This window comes from Helicobacter cynogastricus, assembly GCF_900197855.1.
In the GTDB taxonomy this organism is placed as follows: domain Bacteria; phylum Campylobacterota; class Campylobacteria; order Campylobacterales; family Helicobacteraceae; genus Helicobacter; species Helicobacter cynogastricus.
Genome location: NZ_FZMQ01000005.1, coordinates 21,811 through 38,516, shown reverse-complemented (window position 1 = coordinate 38,516; position 16,706 = coordinate 21,811). Strand labels below are relative to the sequence as shown.

Below are 16,706 nucleotides of genomic sequence, written 5' to 3'. Positions count from 1 at the left end.
AGCTACTACAAGGAGTTTTAATGAAAATTTTGGTGATACAGGGACCTAATTTGAATATGCTAGGACATAGAGACCCTAGAATCTATGGACCTATTACCCTAGATCAAATCCATGAAAACATGGAAACTTTTGCCAAACAAAACAATCTCGAGTTAGAATTTTTTCAAACAAATTTTGAGGGTGAAATCATCGATCGTATTCAAGAATGCGTAGGGAGTGATTTTGAGGGGATTATCATTAATTCAGGAGCATTTTCACACACTTCTGTAGCCATTGCCGATGCAATCATGCTTGCAGATATGCCCGTGATTGAAGTGCATTTGAGCAATATTTTTGGCCGCGAAGAGTTCAGGAAAACTAGCTACACTGGGGCTGTGAGTGCGGGTGTAATTACAGGTTTTGGGGCTTTTGGTTACCATGTGGCTTTGATTGCGATGATGCAGATTTTGGCCGAGCTTAAGATGATCAAAGAGAACCAAGCGCAGGCCATTCCTCAAGATCAGGGTTAGGGCGTGGAAGCACACTTCAGCACAGATGAGAACGCTCAATATTTTGAGTGTGGCTATAGTTGTGATCATGGCATCTTTTTGCAACTAGAGGATCGCGCCTTTTTTATCACGGACGCGCGCTACACCCTAGAGGCGCGCCAAAATGTGCGCGCGGGAGTGGAAGTGCTAGAATCCTCCGATCTGTGGGCAAGTGTGCTTGCATTGGCACGCAAAACTTCACAACTTTATTTTGACAAAAACCAAATCAGTGTGCAAGCGCATGAACGACTCTTGGCGGGTTTGCCAGACACGAAGTTAGTAGGCATGGCAGATTACCATAGAAAAAAGCGTCTAATCAAGAGTGAACAAGAGATCGCTTTGCTCAAGCGCGCCCAACAACTTAATGTGTCTGCCTTCGAGGAGTTTGCCAAGTATCTTGTTAATGCGGAGGGACAGAGCGAACGCCATTTGCAATTCAAAAGCAAAGAGTTTTTGACGCGACTAGGGGAACTTGATTTAAGTTTTGAGCCCATCGTAGCAATCAATACTAATGCTGCCAAACCACATGCTCTGCCTAGTCCAAGCGTGCATCTTAAGCACGGGGATCTCTTCTTAGCAGATATGGGAATTAAATATAAGCGTTATTGTGCCGATCGCACCCGCACGGCCTTTTTTGAAGAAGCAGATTTTAGTTTTAGCAAAGATCAGCGTTTTAAAGACAAGGAATTGCAAAAAATTTATGATGTTGTGCGCAAGGCTCAAGAGAGCACTATCGAGCGTCTTAGAGCTGGCATGACTGGTAAGCAAATCGATGCGATCGCGCGCGGCGTAATTGCAGAAAGTGGGTATGGAGAGTTTTTTTCTCATAGCACCGGGCATGGCATTGGATTAGACATTCATGAATTGCCCTTTATTTCGGCCCGTAGCGATATAGTGATTGAAGATGGCATGGTCTTTTCTATCGAACCGGGTATCTATATTCCGGGTAGATATGGAGTACGCATTGAAGACCTCGTGGTGGTGCAAAATTCTAAAGCCGCAGTGCTGTAAGGATCGGGGTAGGCTTGTTTACACCTCTTGTTTTCCGGGGTGGTGTGGGCGTACCCATGCGTTTAGGAATGCAGTAACTTTAGGAATAGGGAGTAATGTGGGCGATTCTAAAAAGGTTTTTTTGGCCTTGTGGAAGTGGTTGGCACGCCATCGGCTAGTTTCAAGATTATACTCTTCACCTCTTTATATCAATCCTGCCTTTGGCTACACAAATCAAAAAGATTTTACTAATGCCACCCTCTCTTTTCAAACACCTTTAGGCATTCGTCAACTTTTTAGCATGCTTTTTTATTTAGAACGCCGTTGGGGTAGAGAGCGCAAACGCCCCTTTAAAAATGCCCCTAGAACTCTTGATATCGATCTGCTTTTTTTTAATCGTATGGTTTACAGACAAGCTTATCTCACTCTACCTCATCCACAATGGAATCAACGCGCCTCTGTATTGATTCCTCTCAACCTGCAACATGCCATTTGGGGGCCAGCATGAAACTTTATACTTATAGTGGAGAAACAACGGCCGAAGCCTTGAAGCGTGCTCAAAGTGAACATGGGCATAATGCTTTGGTTGTAAAAGCCCAGGAGATTCGCAAAAAGAGTCTTACAGAACCCGGTCTTTATGAGGTGGTTGTGGCTGTGGACAAGCCTCCAGAAGAGCCTAAAAAAAGCAATAATATGCAAGAACGCTTGGATAGTGCACGGCAAGTGCGCACCCCTGAGCCTCCTGCTCCTCTCAAAGAAGAAGTGAGTATCGAACTTTCTAAGACTCTTGAAGAAATGCGCAGGCTTGCAGGAGTGTCTGCACCTCCTCCTGCTCCCACCCCTCCGCCCACGCAGGCACGCGAGTTAGAGGATAATTTTAAAGAACCCCCTCCTCCTGTCAAAAAAGATAAAGATAGTGTGGGGTTGCACTCTTTGAAGGGTGAGCTCAATAAAATTAACGACAATCTTAAGCTCATCCAAAACATGGTTTGGAGTGAGGAAAAGGGGCAAAATTTTGTCATTCCGCATGAGTTTGCGGAAATCTATCGTTTGGCTAAAAATAGTGGCATGCACAAAATGCATCTAGATGAAATCATGCGTTTGAGCTTGGAGTTGATGCCTGTGAAGATGCGCGAAAACTCTGTAACGGTGAAGCGTTATTTTAGAGAAGTCTTGCGCAAGATGATCTATTGTCGCCATGAAAGTTTAGACCCTAACTATAAAAAGATTTTAATGCTAGTAGGGCCCACTGGAGTGGGCAAAACCACAACCCTAGCAAAACTGGCCGCGCGCTATTCTAAGTTATTGGACAAAAAATATAAAGTGGGGATTCTCACCTTAGACACATATCGCATTGGAGCGGTAGAACAACTTAATTGGTATGCTAAAAAGATGAAAATTAGCATTGAAACCGTGATGGATTCTGAGGATTTTACTAAGGAGATGAAAGCTTTAGAATACTGCGATGTGGTGCTGATTGACACAACGGGGCATTCTCAACGCGATAAAAAGAAAATTGAAGCCCTAAAAAAATTTACACAAAATGGCTACAAAATTGACACAACTTTAGTGCTTTCTCTGACCACTAAATATGAGGATTTAAAGGACATTTATAACGCCTTTAGCCCCCTAGATATAGATAGCTTGATTTTTACTAAGCTAGATGAGAGTCAGGGATTTGGCAATCTTTTTTCTTTGGTTTATGAGAGCAAAAAACCCATTAGTTACCTTTGTATTGGACAGGAAGTGCCTATGGATCTGCTAGTGGCTAGTAATGACTACCTAGTAGATTGCATGTTAGATGGATTCACCCACCCAAATAGGACACAGACATGACTCAAAATCAGGCAAGTGGCTTGGAACACATCATGGAGCCTAGAAGCATTTTTAGCAAGAAGGGCAAAACAAAGTTTATTGCCATTACAAGTGGCAAAGGCGGGGTGGGCAAGAGCACCATCAGTGCTAATTTGGGTTATAGTCTTTTTAAAGCTGGTTACAAGGTTGGAGTATTAGATGCAGATATTGGTTTGGCCAATCTTGATATTATCTTTGGCATCAAAACTAATAAGAATATTTTGCACGCTCTGCGGGGTGAGGTGCGTTTTAGCGATGTGGTTTATCCCATCGAGAAAGATTTTTATCTAGTGCCCGGAGATAGTGGAGAGGAAATTTTTAAGTATGTTAGCCAAGAAATCCTAGATAGCTTTGTAGATGAAGAAAATGTCTTAGACGATCTTGATTATATGATCATCGATACAGGGGCAGGCATTGGGGAATTTACCCAAGCGTTTTTGCGTGCTAGTGATTGTGTGGTGGTGATTACAACTTCTGATCCAGCAGCTATCACAGATGCTTATACCACTATCAAGATCAATTCCAAGACAAAAGATGATATTTTTGTTTTGGTTAATATGGTCGACTCGGCTGATAAGAGCAAACAAATCTTCTCAGGTATCCAACGAGTGGCTAAGGAGAATATCCCGCATATGACATTAAATTATCTAGGCTACATTCAAAACTCTAACGCGCTCAAGCAATCGGTTAAAAACCGCAAATTGCTATGTAAGAGCGAACCTTTTAATACTTTTTCTTTCACTATGGAACAAGTAGCCAAGATTCTTACTATGAAAATGGAACACAATGTGTTAGAAACACCTAAGGATAATTTCATTGGGTTTTTCAAGCGTTTATTAAAATACCTATGAGGTGGCCACCATGAAAGTTGAAAATTTTGTGAATTTTTCCATCGTGGGGGGGTTTTTTATCGGGCTAGTCTTATCTTTAATCAAGTTTGATGAGCCGGAATATATCCTTTTTGGAACTTTGGTTTCCACTGCCGGCTTTTACATGATCATGCTTCTTTTTGCCTCAATCTTTATGAATTTTATCTATCCGCGCAAAAAATTCCTCAACAAAGCGGATTTAGAACGCCGTCTTACCTACTTTAATAAGGAGTTTGTAGAAAGAGAACGAGAGGTAGAGGCGTTGTTAAAGTATGTGCATAATTACGAATTTGACGAGAAATAGAGTGCCCAAAAAGTCTAGTTACGATGCCCAAATTCAAAGCTCACAAGATGCATTAGCGATCCAGTATCTCCCTGCCGTGCGTGCGATGGCTTTTCGCCTCAAGGAGCGACTCCCTAGTTGTGTAGATTTTAACGATCTGATTTCTGTGGGCACAGAAGAGCTCATCAAATTAGCGCGCCGCTATGACACTTCTTTAAACGACTCTTTTTGGGGGTATGCTAAAACCCGCGTGAACGGAGCGATGTTAGATTATTTGCGCTCTTTAGATGTTGTTTCACGCGCCTCTAGGAAATTGATTAAAAAAATTGACCATGAAGTTTCTAAGTATTATAACGAGCATGGCCAAGAACCCGATGATGTCTATTTAGCCTCAGTACTTAATGAAGATATTGCCAAAATTCGCGATGCCAAGATGGCTTCAGATATCTATGCGAGCGTGCCCATTGATGAGCAGTTTAACGCCATTGAACAGCGCAATATCAACGCAAAACTTGAATTTGAAGAGCTTATTGCCCACATCCATGCCATTCTTAAAACCATGTCTGAACGCGAGCAACTCATCATCCAGCTTTATTTTTTTGAAGAGTTGAATTTGAGTGAAATTCGGGAGATTTTGGGGGTAACCGAATCGCGCATTTCTCAGATTATTAAGGAGGTGATTAAGAAAATCCGCATTAATCTAGGGGGTTTGCATGGCTGATATTTTAAGTCAGGAGGAAATCGATGCCCTCTTAGAAGTGGTAGATGAATCTGAAGATGTCAACACCCTTCAAAAACGTGAGATCATGCCCCAAAAGCAGATCACGCTTTATGACTTCAAACGCCCCAATCGTGTCAGTAAAGAGCAGTTGCGATCCTTTAGAAGTATCCATGACAAAATGGCGCGCAGTCTTTCTAGCCAGATTTCTGCGATCATGCGTAGTATTGTAGAAATCCAGCTCCACAGCGTGGATCAAATGACTTATGGGGAATTTTTAATGAGCCTGCCCAGCCCTACAAGCTTTAATGTCTTTTCCATGAAGCCTGTAGGAGGCACGGGAGTTTTAGAGGTTAACCCTAGCATTGTTTTCCCCATGATCGATCGCTTGCTAGGGGGCAAGGGGGGCTCTTATGATCAAACCCGCGAATTTAGCGATATTGAGCTCAATCTGCTAGACACTATTTTAAAGCAGGTGATGCAAATTCTCAAGGATATTTGGAGTCCAGTAACTGAGTTTTTCCCCACCATTGATGCTAAAGAGTCAAGTGCAAATGTCGTGCAAATTGTGGCGCAAAATGAGATCGTTATTATGGTAGTGATGGAGATTGTGATCGGGCATTCTCGAGGCATGATGAATTTATGCTACCCGGTGATCTCTATTGAGGGAATTCTCTCTAAGATGGGCAATCGCGATGTTATGCTCACTGAGACTAGCTCTAAGAAAAGCCGTAATAAGGAATTGCAAGCATTAGTGGGCGGGGCGAGTGTGGAGGTATCTGCCTTTTTGGGGAGTGTGCGCCTCACTTTGAAAGAAGTGTTGGATTTAGTCGTGGGAGATACGATTCGTCTTAACAAGGTCGCCAATGACACCGTGGTGGTTAATATTGATAAAAAAGAGCGCTATTTAGCCACCGTGGGCTATCAAGGCTATCGCAAAACTATCAAGATTAAAGAAGTGATCCATACAGAAAAAGACAGAGTCAAAGAAGTGCTAGAAGTACTAGAAAATCAACGCAAGCTTAAAATTGGCAATATCAAGGAAGAAGAAGAATGATTGAGGATTTTTTAAAACTTTTTGTCCAAGAATGTACTTCAACTTTGGGAGGCTTGCTGGGCAAAACCCCTGCCATTGAGCTTAAAAATGAAATTTCTGTAGGGGATTTTATTTTTGTCGAACACGCTTCTGTGGTGGTGCAAGTCAAACCTCAAACCAATGTAACCATTACCTTAGCTGTTCCAGTGCCTATGGCAACCGCCTTAGCAGATTTGATGGTAGGTGGGGAAGGTACTAGCAAGGAAGTGTTAGAAAAAGACGATCTGGATGCCATTAAGGAAATTGGGTCTAATATTTTTGGAGCCCTCACTACAGCCCTACAGGCACAGGAAGTTATTCCTAAGCTTTCCTTTGAGGTCAGCGAGGCAGTGGATGCTCAAGATGCTTCTTTACTCGATCCTTATAGCGATGGTTTTGAGTTGAGCTTTACACTAGATCAAATTAAATCGAGTTTCTTTATTTTTTGTGGGGGAGTCTTCATCGATCTTTTTAAGAAAAAAGTCGCTCCACAAAACACTTCCCAGTTTAAACACGCGCCCTCAGCACCCAATCTCCCTGTCGTCCCCAAGAGTGAACGCTCTGAGGTAGATAGTGGCCACCTAGAACAGCTTGAAGTGCGCAATATTAACATGCTCTTAGATATTAAGCTCAATGTGAAAGTGCGCATTGGGCAAAAGAAAATGATTCTAAAAGATGTAGTTTCTATGGACATTGGAAGCGTGATCGAGCTCAATCAAATGGTCAATGACCCCCTAGAGATACTTGTAGATGATAAAGTTATTGCTAAGGGCGAAGTGGTGATTGTAGATGGTAACTTTGGCATCCAAATCACGGATATTGGTAGCAAAAAAGATCGCCTAGAGCAACTTAAGGGTAGCAACTAAGTTTTATCTCTTAGTCTCCTTTTAAGATACCGGCTAGTTGTTCTAAAATGTGCCTGCCTATGGGCAGGGCTGAGGTGGCCGCTGGACTGGGTGCGTTGCACACATTCACGCTCCGATCGGTGTTGCAAAAGAGAAAATCCTCAATCAATTCTCCTTTCTGGCTAATAGCCTGAGCGCGCACCCCTGCTGGATGAGGTTGCAAATCTTCTAAGCGCAAAGAAGGGCAATATTTTTGCACCAAACCTAGATAGCTTTTTTTACAAAGTGAATGTTTGAACTCAGAAAGCCCGGGTTTGAAATACCTAGCAATCACCTTTCTAACCCCCGGATGCCCAAACATCTCTTTTAAATCCTGCCAACTCACATCGCCTTTAAAATACCCCTCCCTTTTAAAGGCTAAAACTGCATTAGGCCCCACGGTGATACTCCCATCGATCATGCGGGTCAAATGCACGCCTAAAAAGGGCATATTTGGATCAGGAATAGGATAGATTAAATGCTTGACAATTTGGCGATGTTGGTTAGCTAGTTTGAAATACTCTCCTCGAAAAGGGCAAATAGTAAAATCCGCCACAATACCTAGCATGCGCACAATGCGATCGCTATGCAAGCCACAACAAGAGATGAGGTAATTGCTCTCATACACTCCCCTTGTTGTGCTGATTTTCACCCCCCTAGCGTGCTCATTAAGAGCAACTACCTGCGCCTGATAAAAAATTTCTCCCCCTCTTTCTTGGAATCGTCTAGCCATCGCTTGAGTAACTTCTTTGTAGCTGACAATCCCGCTTGTAGGAAAAAATATTCCTCCCAACCCAACAATGTGTTTTTCCATTTCTTGCAATTCTTGTGCATTTAAACGAAGTCGTTCTAAACCATTGGCTTGTGTGCGCTCTAAGAGGGCTTCCATGCGTTGCAACTCCAATTCGTTGCTAGCAACTAATAATTTTCCGCACTCCTCATAAGCAATTCCATTATTAGCGCAAAACTCTTTAGTGGCTTGGTTACCCTCATAGCAAAAGCGCGCCTTGAGTGTGCCTGGGGTGTAATACACACCCGCATGAATCACCCCACTATTGCGCCCAGTTTGGTGCAAAGCACTTTGAATCTCCTTTTCTAAAAGCGCGACTTTAAAATGAGGGTATTTTTCTAATAGTTGCATTGCCACAGAGTGGCCTAAAATCCCCCCTCCCACGACCACACAATCGTAAATCGTGGCCATGTTAAAAATTCTTGAAATCTTTGTAACGGCTAAAGGGATTAGTGCTAAAAGAGAAATAGCCTCTTTGGCGCATCAATTCACGGCGCAAACCCTCGTGTGGTTGGAATTTATCCCGCCCGTGTAGCCAAAAAAGATTGTTGATGAGCAAGAACTGCCCCACAGGCACGGGGAAAGACAACTTAGCCTTAGAGTTTTCTAGCGAATCTCCCAAATCTGCTAGATACACGCCCTCTTCATAATCTTTAGGCTGGGCAAATTGATCGATGTAGAGCATTACCGGGTTAGCGTGGCTATCTGCTTCAAAGACGGGATGATAGACATCGCTAGTTACATTTTTGCTAGGTGGAGCAGACCAACGCATCACTCTCTTGGCCAAATGATGGTTATAGAATTTGTCCAACTCTTCCCAATCGTCTAAATGCAAGAGTTGTGAATCTCCCCCCTGCATATTTTGCTCATCAATTTTATACATCAACACATAATCAGTAACCTCATTGACAAAAGTTCCATCGTTATGTAACTCTAAAGGCTTATCTGGCTTTCTCAAATAACTATCTGAATTATCCGTATTAAGCACAGCCCAACGGGCGTAAAACTGCCCAGTCATTTGATCAAAATTTGAACGGCCAATTAAATGTACAAACGCCGTAGCAATCTTGACCATTTCATCGCCTTGTTCAACTCGATTAATTCCCTGTGGATTGACTAATAACGCCCCCGTGTTGCGATCGCCTAGAGATTTTTCTAAAAAAGGCTTGAGCTGGTGATCGCAAAGCGTGTCTAAAATCTGCGCTACCCTGAAGCGCAAAAAGGACTTGTATTCTAACGCCTGCACCGGATACACCTCAATAGCTTTAAGGAATTCTTGCATGGTTTCTTGGGTTAGAGTAACCTGCAGGAGTCGTCGAGAATAAGGGGTAGGTTCTACGCTAAAAGATTTTGTCTGTGTTGTGCATGCCATTTTTTCTCCTTGTGTTAAACTTTAAAGGCACTCAAAACGCTATAATATTCCAGAATGGAAACTAAAATCGCTAACAAATTAAGTAGCAAAAAGGGCAAACTTTAAGAATCCACTCGTGATGATCTTAGCATAAAATAACGATCTAAAAATCGTTTTAGTCTTTGAGATAGATTTTTCACATCAGAGTTTAGTTATAGCCGTGGCTATTGAGTAAATACTCTACTTTAGTGCCGTTTTAGACAACTTTAACTATCATGACTTACCCTAAATCTCATAAAAAGGACTCTACATGACTTTCAAAAGAACAGCGGCAACTTCTCTCTCTCTCTCTCTCTCTTTGTATGTGCGTCTCTTTTAAATGCTGAAAATAGTGGAATGTATATACAGGGTGGATTTCAGTATTCAAATTTTGCCGGTAAGGTAACCACAAATAGCACAGCTTACACGCGAAAAATAACTAATGATGAAAGTATCAAGTTTGATGGATCAGATATTGTAGGTTTGAGCGCTGCAAACAATGAACCCGGGAGACTTTTATCTAATTTTTTCCCATCTGGACTAAACGCCACTACTGGCAATCTCTTTGGAGTAGATATTCAATTTGGTTATAAGCAATTCTTTGGTCATCAAAAGCGTTTTGGTGCGCGCTATTATGGCATGTTTAGTGGACAGGGAGGAGAGTTTAGCAGTGTGGGTAGAGGATATGCCAACCAACCTGCTGGCAATCTTTTCTATGGCGTGGGTGTGGATGCTCTCTTTAACTTCTATGAAAAACACGAACGTACTTTGGGGATTTTTGCAGGTGTGATGATTGGAGGAAGCTCATGGATTATGGGCAAGGGTGCTGGGAATGCTAATTGCAGATGGTCTGAATTTGGAGGAGGAAATAATTCTTGTGATGTCACCATGAATAAATCTTTCGATTCGGCTACCAAAGAAATCAACAAGCACGGAGATTTTATGGGAGCTAAAGCGAACTTCTCCCCCTCTTATGTGCAGTTCATTTTTAATGTAGGACTTAGAACCAATCTTACCAAACATCAAGGCTTTGAGTTTGGTGCGCGTATTCCTACCATTGATGCTCCCTATTTTTCAGTTACAAACACAAAGGGAAATGGCAATGGTGCTGTTTTTGGAGGAGACAAGTCAAAAGCTACCATTTCTTTTAGACGCAATATAGCTCTTTATTGGAATTATGTTTATAATTTCTAAATAAATGAATTGATGCGTAGCAAAAAGGCTCTTGCTACGCCACTTAGATAAGTAGACCCCTCCACCCCTCTAGTCTAGCTTGACACCCATGTATTTGATCTCTAAATAATCCTCTATGCCGTATTTAGAACCCTCACGCCCCATACCGCTTTGTTTCACCCCTCCAAAGGGCGCGGTTTCTGTGGAAATATGCCCCGAGTTCACTCCCACCATACCATATTCCAACGCCTCGCCCACCCTAAAGACGCGCGCAAGGTTTTGGGTGTAAAAATAGGCTGCCAACCCGTATTGGGTGTCATTAGCCCATGCTAATACCTCTTCTTCATGCTCGAAGCTAAAAAGTGGGGCTAGAGGTCCAAAAGTTTCTTCTTTAGCCACCGCCATGCTTTGAGTCACCCCGGTTAAAATGGTGGGTTCAAAAAAACTTGCCCCTAGCGCGCTAGGCTTGCCTCCGCTTAAAATCTGCGCTCCCTTGCTAGTGGCGTCCATGATATGCTCTTGCACTTTCGCCACCGCTTTAGAGTCAATAAGAGGTCCTTGTGTGGTGGACTCTTCTAAACCATTGCCAAGTTTCAAGGCTTCTACTTTGCGCTTTAAAATACTGCTCAAGGGCTCATACACGCTTTTTTGCACATAAATCCGATTGGCGCATACACAGGTTTGCCCACTATTTCTAAATTTGGAATGTAAAATCCCCTCAGCCGCCTTTTCTAAATTCGCATCTTCAAAGACAATAAAGGGCGCATTACCCCCAAGTTCTAAAGAGAGCTTTTTAAGCGTGTTAGCACTCTGCCTAACTAAAATCTTGCCCACTTCTGTAGAGCCTGTGAAGCTGAGTTTGCGCACCCATTCGCTTTGACAAAGCACCTCAGAGATCATGCGCGTGTCTCCTGTTACCACTCTAATCACTCCCTCAGGTACACCCGCACGCAGGGCTAGAACTTCAAGCGCGTACGCGCTTAGGGGGGTTTGTGTTGCTGGTTTGACCACCATACTACACCCACAAGCCAGCGCAGGGGCGGCTTTACGCGCGATCATCCCTGAGGGAAAATTCCAGGGGGTGATGGCTGCACACACCCCAATAGGCTGTTTGAGCACTAAGATTTTTTGCCCCTCCACCACGCTAGGCAGAATATCCCCATCCACACGGCGCGCCTCCTCGGCAAACCAACGCAGATAATTCGCCCCATAGGTGATTTCAGAGCGCGCCTCTTTGAGGGGCTTGCCCATCTCTTGGGTGAGAATGCGGGCTAAATCTTCTAAATTTTCTAAGAGCAAGGCGCGCCATTGGAGCAAAATATTGGCCCTCTCTAGGGCGAGTTTGCCCGCCCATTCTTTTTGCGCCCTGTAGGCTTGAGAGATGATCTGCTCAACTTGTTCTTGAGAGACACTTTTGACATAGGCGATCTCTTGAAGAGTGGCTGGGTTGATGACAGGAATAAAGCCCTCTTTAGGGGTCGCGCTCACAAAAGGGTGTTTAAGGAGGTCAAAATTCATGAAATAGCCTTTTTGGAAGATTTGATAGCTTGCTTAATGGATTGGGCCAAAATGTCCAAACCTTTTTTAAATTGGGCATGGGGGATAGTGAGTGGGTAGAGGAAGCGAATCACATTGGCATACGATCCACAGGTGAGCAATAAAAGCCCGCGATCCATCGCCTCTTTTTGAATGGCTTTGGCTAGCTCGGAGCTAGGCTGATCCCCCTCAAAGAGTTCTAGGGCGACCATAGAGCCCAAGCCCCGCACTTGCGCCATTTGGGGGATATTTTCCTCTTTTTTGAGATGGTTTAAAAAGTTCATAAGCTCTTGGCCTAGCTCCACTGCGCGCGCGTTCAATTTTTCCTCTTGAATGATTTTAAGCACTTCTAGGGCAGCACTGGTGGCTAGCGGGTTGCCCGCATAAGTGCCTCCCATCCCTCCTGCGCTCAAAGAATTCATCAAATCCGCGCGCCCTACCACGCCTGAAATGGGCAACCCTCCGCCTAAACTCTTAGCCATACAAATTAGATCGGCTTGGGCACTAAAATACTCCATCGCGAAAGTTTTCCCCGTGCGCGCAAAGCCAGTTTGCACCTCATCAGCGATCAAAACAATCCCATGCGTGTTGCAAAACTCCCGCAAGCCTTGCACGAAATCTAGGGGGGCAGGGTTAAAGCCTCCCTCTCCTTGCACGGGCTCAAAAATGATGGCTGCCACATCTAAAGCAGAGATGGAGGCTTTACAAATAAACTCTAAACTTTTTAGCGCGTCTTTGGTGCTCACCCCATGCAAGGCGTTGGGATAATAGGCGTGATAAACCCCGGGCATCCCTGCGCCAATCTCAGCCTTATAGGGAGAAACTTTACCGGTCATGCTCACTGCCATAGAAGTGCGCCCGTGAAACGCGCCCCCAAAGGCGATCACTCCATAGCGTTTGGTGTGCCCTTTGGCAATTTTGATGGCGTTTTCTGTTGCCTCGCCTCCTGTGGTGAAAAAGCAGGTTTTTTTAGCCCCGCTGATGGGAGCTAGATCGTTGATTTTTTCAGCTAATTCTACATAACTTGCATAAGGGGTAACTTGGTAGGCGGTGTGTGTGAAGCGTTCTAACTGCTCTTGCACCGCTTTGATCACACGCGGATGGCGATGCCCCACATTTAAAACAGCGATTCCCGCGGCAAAGTCAATAAATTCGCGCCCATCCGTGCTTGTAAGCGTGGCATTCTGCGCTTCTTTGACAAACCAATCGCACACAATCCCAATCCCTTGAGGGGTGGCGGCCATTCTGCGCGCGCGCAAATCATCCATGTTAACTCCTTACTTCTTGATAAGCACATTGTATAGCAAATACTTAAACAAGACCTCTCTAAGAAAAATTTAATTTTTTTACCAACTCTTGGTTGTGGTGAATATTGGCCCTGACCTCTTCTATTTGTTTATTGATATGGGAAAGATCGACCAAGCTTTGTTGGGCGATGTGCTCCATTTCTTGGGACTGGGCTTCTAAGGATTGCATCGCCCCATGCAAAGAGTCTAAACTTGCGTTGTTTTCATCAGAGGCGTTTAAAACTGCTTTGGCAGCATTTTCGATATTTTTCACTGCCTCACCCATAGAAGTAAAGGTTCTTTGTATCTCTTCTAATCTCTGCTGAACTCCACTAGCCAAATTTCCTACTTCATCAGCTACCACAGCAAAGCCACGCCCATGTTGTCCAGCGCGCGCAGCTTCAATAGAGGCATTTAAGGCGAGCAAATTAGTTTGATAAGACACGCGATCGATCTTTTGCAAGGCTTCAGAAACCTCTGTGGTGTGGTGATTAATAGTTTCCACTGTGCGCGATAGTGTCGCAGAGAGTTCTTTAAGCACACGCATGGATTCATGTAGTTTGAGGGCTTCTTGGCGTGCCGTGCGGACATATTCATTATTGGCGGTCGCTTTGATCGCAATATCTTTTAGATGGGTTTGATTCGTGCCCATGATCTGGTTATAACCCGCGTACTGCTCTAGCAAGGTATTTTTGATGGCAATATTTGTTTTAAGACGATTGCTCTTGATTTGTTCATAGTGCAAGAGAGTATCTCTAAAATGGGTGAAAAAGTTGCGTGGAGCGGCTTTATCTGGTTCGCCCTTAAAGATACAAAGAGCCGTAAGGGTTTGGTTTTGGTGCAGGCTAAAGGAAATTTCTCCAAAGGTAGAAAAGCCACTAATGGGGCAACTATCTAACTCCTTAAATTGATCTAAGGCTGTCTGGTTGTTAAGTCGCCGCAGGACGCAGTCATTAAGTAAAATATTCAGTGGTTTACGCCCCCCTAAAAATTTTGTATAGGCTTGTTGCGTGTCTTGTACAAAATTCCCGGATTTGACCAAAAAGAGTCGCTCGCCAAAATAAAGGTCGCAGAAAAATGTGATGCTCTTATCTGCATTGATGGTGCCCACAGAGCGCACAAAAATTTGCCCATACATTTCTACTGCAAAAGTATAACCTATCAACGCTTGAGTCAATTCCTCTTGCGAGCATTTAAAATGTGCGCAGAGGACATCAGCTGCGCTCACGAGCTCCTTATTGATAAGGAAAGATTTAACTTGTCTGAGCTCTGGAATACACTCTCCAATGATAAAAGAAGTAGAAGTCTTTGCAAAATTATGTGTGGTAAAAATGTCATAATGATAACCCGGTCGTAACTTACAATAAGTTAACACTGCCTTTTGACCACTGATTTGTCCATTAAAAGAGAGCAAAGATTCTTTAAAATCCAATTTACCCCCCGCACTCCCCCCAACTAGATTGCTTAAGGGCACATTGGAACTGATCAAACCCTCTAAGAAAAAGCTCTCCGAAGAGGTCAAACCTGGAAAATAGCTCAAAATAAAGGTATCACTAGGTCCGACATGCATGGAAGGGCGCACATGCTGTTGGATTTGCTCTTTAATTTTGTGCTTGCGCGTTTCCAAATCCATGCTAATTTCCCCCCTTTGTAGATCTGCACAAAGTGTATCCACCATAAAAGCCTCAATGGCTACAAACAGATCGGAGCTTAAAAGATGGATGAGAATTCGATCTGAGCAATTAAGGTTATAAAAATTATTCGGGTTGCAACCAATTTGCCCAGCTGTTTGGAGTGCCAAACGCACGCTAATATGACTGCCCTGCCTTTCAAGCGTGTCCACCACCTTTTTAAAATCCATAGAGGCGGGTACAAAGGCAATGAGTGCCATCGCCTCTATACCCTTTAAACGCCCCAACTCCCCCTCAGAGACAGAAAAGTTGCTAGGATGGCGCACACCCCCCTGCTCTATTTGGCGATCTTTTTTCCATTTGAAAAACATAAAATCTCCTGTATTATTCTTTGACATACTCCCCATAGCTGAAGCTAGGGGATTTTTGTATCAACAAGGTTTGCCCACTAGATAGGTTATAGCACCTCTACTCCAAAAGTGGATGCCACTACCTGCGCACGGTAATGATAACATGGCTTAAAGAATGATTTAGACTAGCATTGCACAAGTAGCACGCTTTTTGACCTTGGGTTGTTTAAAAAGGTGACTCTAAAAACACTCGGCAAATAGCCTTTGAGACTTGCACACTAAACTTGCAGATTCTAAGATTTAGAGCACCAATAACGTAAAAAAAACTAATTTGAAGTCCAATATCCTTAGTAATCAAAAATGTTTAAAGTGTTGCTAGGAAGCAAACCTTTTTGATTTATTGCTCGACATTTTAAAGTGTAGTCTAGAAACTGCTACAAGGAGGCGCAAAAACCCCCTAAATATGGACAGCAACTTACCCTATCGTTTTAAACTATTGACGGTTTGGAGCATGTTATCAGCGGTTTGAATTGTCTTAGAATTGGCTTCGTAGGCGCGTTGAGCGGTGATAAGATCAGTCATCTCCTCAACTAAACGCACATTGCTCAATTCTAAAAAGCCCTGGCGTAATTGCCCATAGCCGTCTGCATTGGGGTTGCCCACAATGGCTGGTCCACTGGCTGAAGTTACAGCTAACAGATTATCTCCCAAAGCGTGCAAGCCGGCCGGGTTGATAAAATTGGCCAAAGTGATCTGCCCGATCACATTAGAAGTGCTGGCGTTGCCCTGTGTTACGCTCACCGTGCCATCTACCCCGATACTAATTTGGGTAGTGTCTTGAGGGAAGGTGATTTGAGGGATAAGTAAATAGCCCTCTGTAGTAACCATATTGCCCTGATCGTCAATTTTAAAATTACCCGCACGGGTGTAGGCGATCGAGCCATCAGGCATCTGAATTTGGAAAAAACCCTTGCCCGTGATGGCGATGTCCAGGTTATTCTCCGTCTCTTTGGGACTGCCTTGAGAAAACATCTTGGTAACACTGGAAGTGCGCACACCCAAGCCCACTTCAATCCCATTAGGCGATTTGGTGGTGTCTGAAGTGGAAGTACCCGCGTACTGGAGGGCTTGATAAAAGAGGTCATTAAAATCGGCTCTTTGTTTTTTAAAGCCCACGGTGTTGACATTGGCGATATTGTTAGAGGTGGTGTCAATATGGGTTTGTTGCCCGAGCATTCCGGTGGTCGCGCTATAAAGAGATCGCAACATGGCTAACCTTTTTGTTGAAGTGGCTTATTCTAACCTAAGTTCCCCCTCAAAGTCTTAAATTATGTGGCTCTGACTTTGGCT

General features: G+C 43.7%; 16 protein-coding genes. 10 read left to right on the top strand and 6 right to left on the bottom strand.

Annotated features, from left to right (window positions below):
* Positions 1-20 precede the first annotated feature (20 nt).
* The 9 genes from aroQ to fliY all read left to right on the top strand — a co-directional run bounded on the left by aroQ (position 21) and on the right by fliY (position 7,182).
* A complete protein-coding gene (aroQ, locus tag C6H00_RS01405; RefSeq protein ID WP_104749271.1) occupies positions 21-509 on the top strand; it encodes a type II 3-dehydroquinate dehydratase in 489 nt (162 codons plus the stop codon).
* Positions 510-512: 3 nt separating this feature from the next.
* Positions 513-1,538 carry an aminopeptidase P family protein gene (locus C6H00_RS01400; RefSeq protein ID WP_104749270.1) on the top strand — a complete coding sequence of 342 codons (1,026 nt, stop codon included), beginning with the start codon at positions 513-515 and terminating at the stop codon, positions 1,536-1,538.
* A gap of 97 nt (positions 1,539-1,635) precedes the next feature.
* A complete protein-coding gene (folK, locus tag C6H00_RS01395; RefSeq protein ID WP_233704353.1) occupies positions 1,636-2,025 on the top strand; it encodes a 2-amino-4-hydroxy-6-hydroxymethyldihydropteridine diphosphokinase in 390 nt (129 codons plus the stop codon).
* Positions 2,022-3,353, top strand: coding sequence for a flagellar biosynthesis protein FlhF (gene flhF / locus C6H00_RS01390; RefSeq protein WP_104749269.1), 1,332 nt, complete (start codon positions 2,022-2,024; stop codon positions 3,351-3,353). Before folK ends, flhF begins: the two co-directional genes overlap by 4 nt.
* Positions 3,350-4,222 carry a P-loop NTPase gene (locus C6H00_RS01385; protein ID WP_104749268.1) on the top strand — a complete coding sequence of 291 codons (873 nt, stop codon included), beginning with the start codon at positions 3,350-3,352 and terminating at the stop codon, positions 4,220-4,222. Before flhF ends, C6H00_RS01385 begins: the two co-directional genes overlap by 4 nt.
* Before the next feature lie 10 nt (positions 4,223-4,232).
* Entirely contained in the window at positions 4,233-4,544 is a 312-nt protein-coding gene (locus tag C6H00_RS01380; protein WP_104749267.1) for a hypothetical protein, read from the top strand.
* Positions 4,531-5,244 carry an RNA polymerase sigma factor FliA gene (locus tag C6H00_RS01375; RefSeq protein ID WP_233704352.1) on the top strand — a complete coding sequence of 238 codons (714 nt, stop codon included), beginning with the start codon at positions 4,531-4,533 and terminating at the stop codon, positions 5,242-5,244. The genes C6H00_RS01380 and C6H00_RS01375 overlap by 14 nt, the downstream gene beginning before the upstream one ends.
* Positions 5,237-6,298, top strand: a complete 1,062-nt coding sequence (gene fliM, locus C6H00_RS01370; protein WP_104749265.1) for a flagellar motor switch protein FliM — start codon at positions 5,237-5,239, stop codon at positions 6,296-6,298. Before C6H00_RS01375 ends, fliM begins: the two co-directional genes overlap by 8 nt.
* The gene (gene fliY / locus C6H00_RS01365) at positions 6,295-7,182 is read left to right on the top strand and encodes a flagellar motor switch protein FliY (RefSeq protein ID WP_104749264.1); all 888 of its coding nucleotides are present in this window, start codon (positions 6,295-6,297) and stop codon (positions 7,180-7,182) included. Before fliM ends, fliY begins: the two co-directional genes overlap by 4 nt.
* A gap of 10 nt (positions 7,183-7,192) precedes the next feature.
* On the opposite strand, the gene lhgO is transcribed toward fliY, so the two are convergent.
* On the bottom strand, positions 7,193-8,401 hold the full coding sequence (gene lhgO, locus C6H00_RS01360; protein WP_267891972.1) for an L-2-hydroxyglutarate oxidase: 1,209 nt from the start codon (positions 8,399-8,401) through the stop codon (positions 7,193-7,195).
* 1 nt (position 8,402) lies between these two features.
* Complete coding sequence (gene glaH, locus C6H00_RS01355; protein WP_104749263.1) at positions 8,403-9,362, bottom strand: glutarate dioxygenase GlaH; 960 nt, start codon at positions 9,360-9,362, stop codon at positions 8,403-8,405.
* 375 nt (positions 9,363-9,737) lie between these two features.
* On the opposite strand from glaH, the gene C6H00_RS01350 reads away from it, so the two are divergent.
* On the top strand, positions 9,738-10,574 hold the full coding sequence (locus C6H00_RS01350) for an outer membrane protein (RefSeq protein WP_104749262.1): 837 nt from the start codon (positions 9,738-9,740) through the stop codon (positions 10,572-10,574).
* 69 nt (positions 10,575-10,643) lie between these two features.
* On the opposite strand, the gene C6H00_RS01345 is transcribed toward C6H00_RS01350, so the two are convergent.
* The 4 genes from C6H00_RS01345 to flgG form a co-directional block, all read right to left on the bottom strand.
* Positions 10,644-12,071: an NAD-dependent succinate-semialdehyde dehydrogenase gene (locus C6H00_RS01345; protein WP_104749261.1), complete on the bottom strand. Its 1,428-nt coding sequence runs from the start codon at positions 12,069-12,071 to the stop codon at positions 10,644-10,646.
* Entirely contained in the window at positions 12,068-13,357 is a 1,290-nt protein-coding gene (gabT, locus tag C6H00_RS01340; protein ID WP_104749260.1) for a 4-aminobutyrate--2-oxoglutarate transaminase, read from the bottom strand. Before gabT ends, C6H00_RS01345 begins: the two co-directional genes overlap by 4 nt.
* Before the next feature lie 58 nt (positions 13,358-13,415).
* Positions 13,416-15,377, bottom strand: a complete 1,962-nt coding sequence (locus C6H00_RS01335) for a methyl-accepting chemotaxis protein (RefSeq protein ID WP_104749259.1) — start codon at positions 15,375-15,377, stop codon at positions 13,416-13,418.
* A 459-nt stretch (positions 15,378-15,836) separates the two neighbouring features.
* Positions 15,837-16,625: a flagellar basal-body rod protein FlgG gene (flgG, locus tag C6H00_RS01330; RefSeq protein WP_104749258.1), complete on the bottom strand. Its 789-nt coding sequence runs from the start codon at positions 16,623-16,625 to the stop codon at positions 15,837-15,839.
* Between the last annotated feature and the right edge of the window lie 81 nt (positions 16,626-16,706).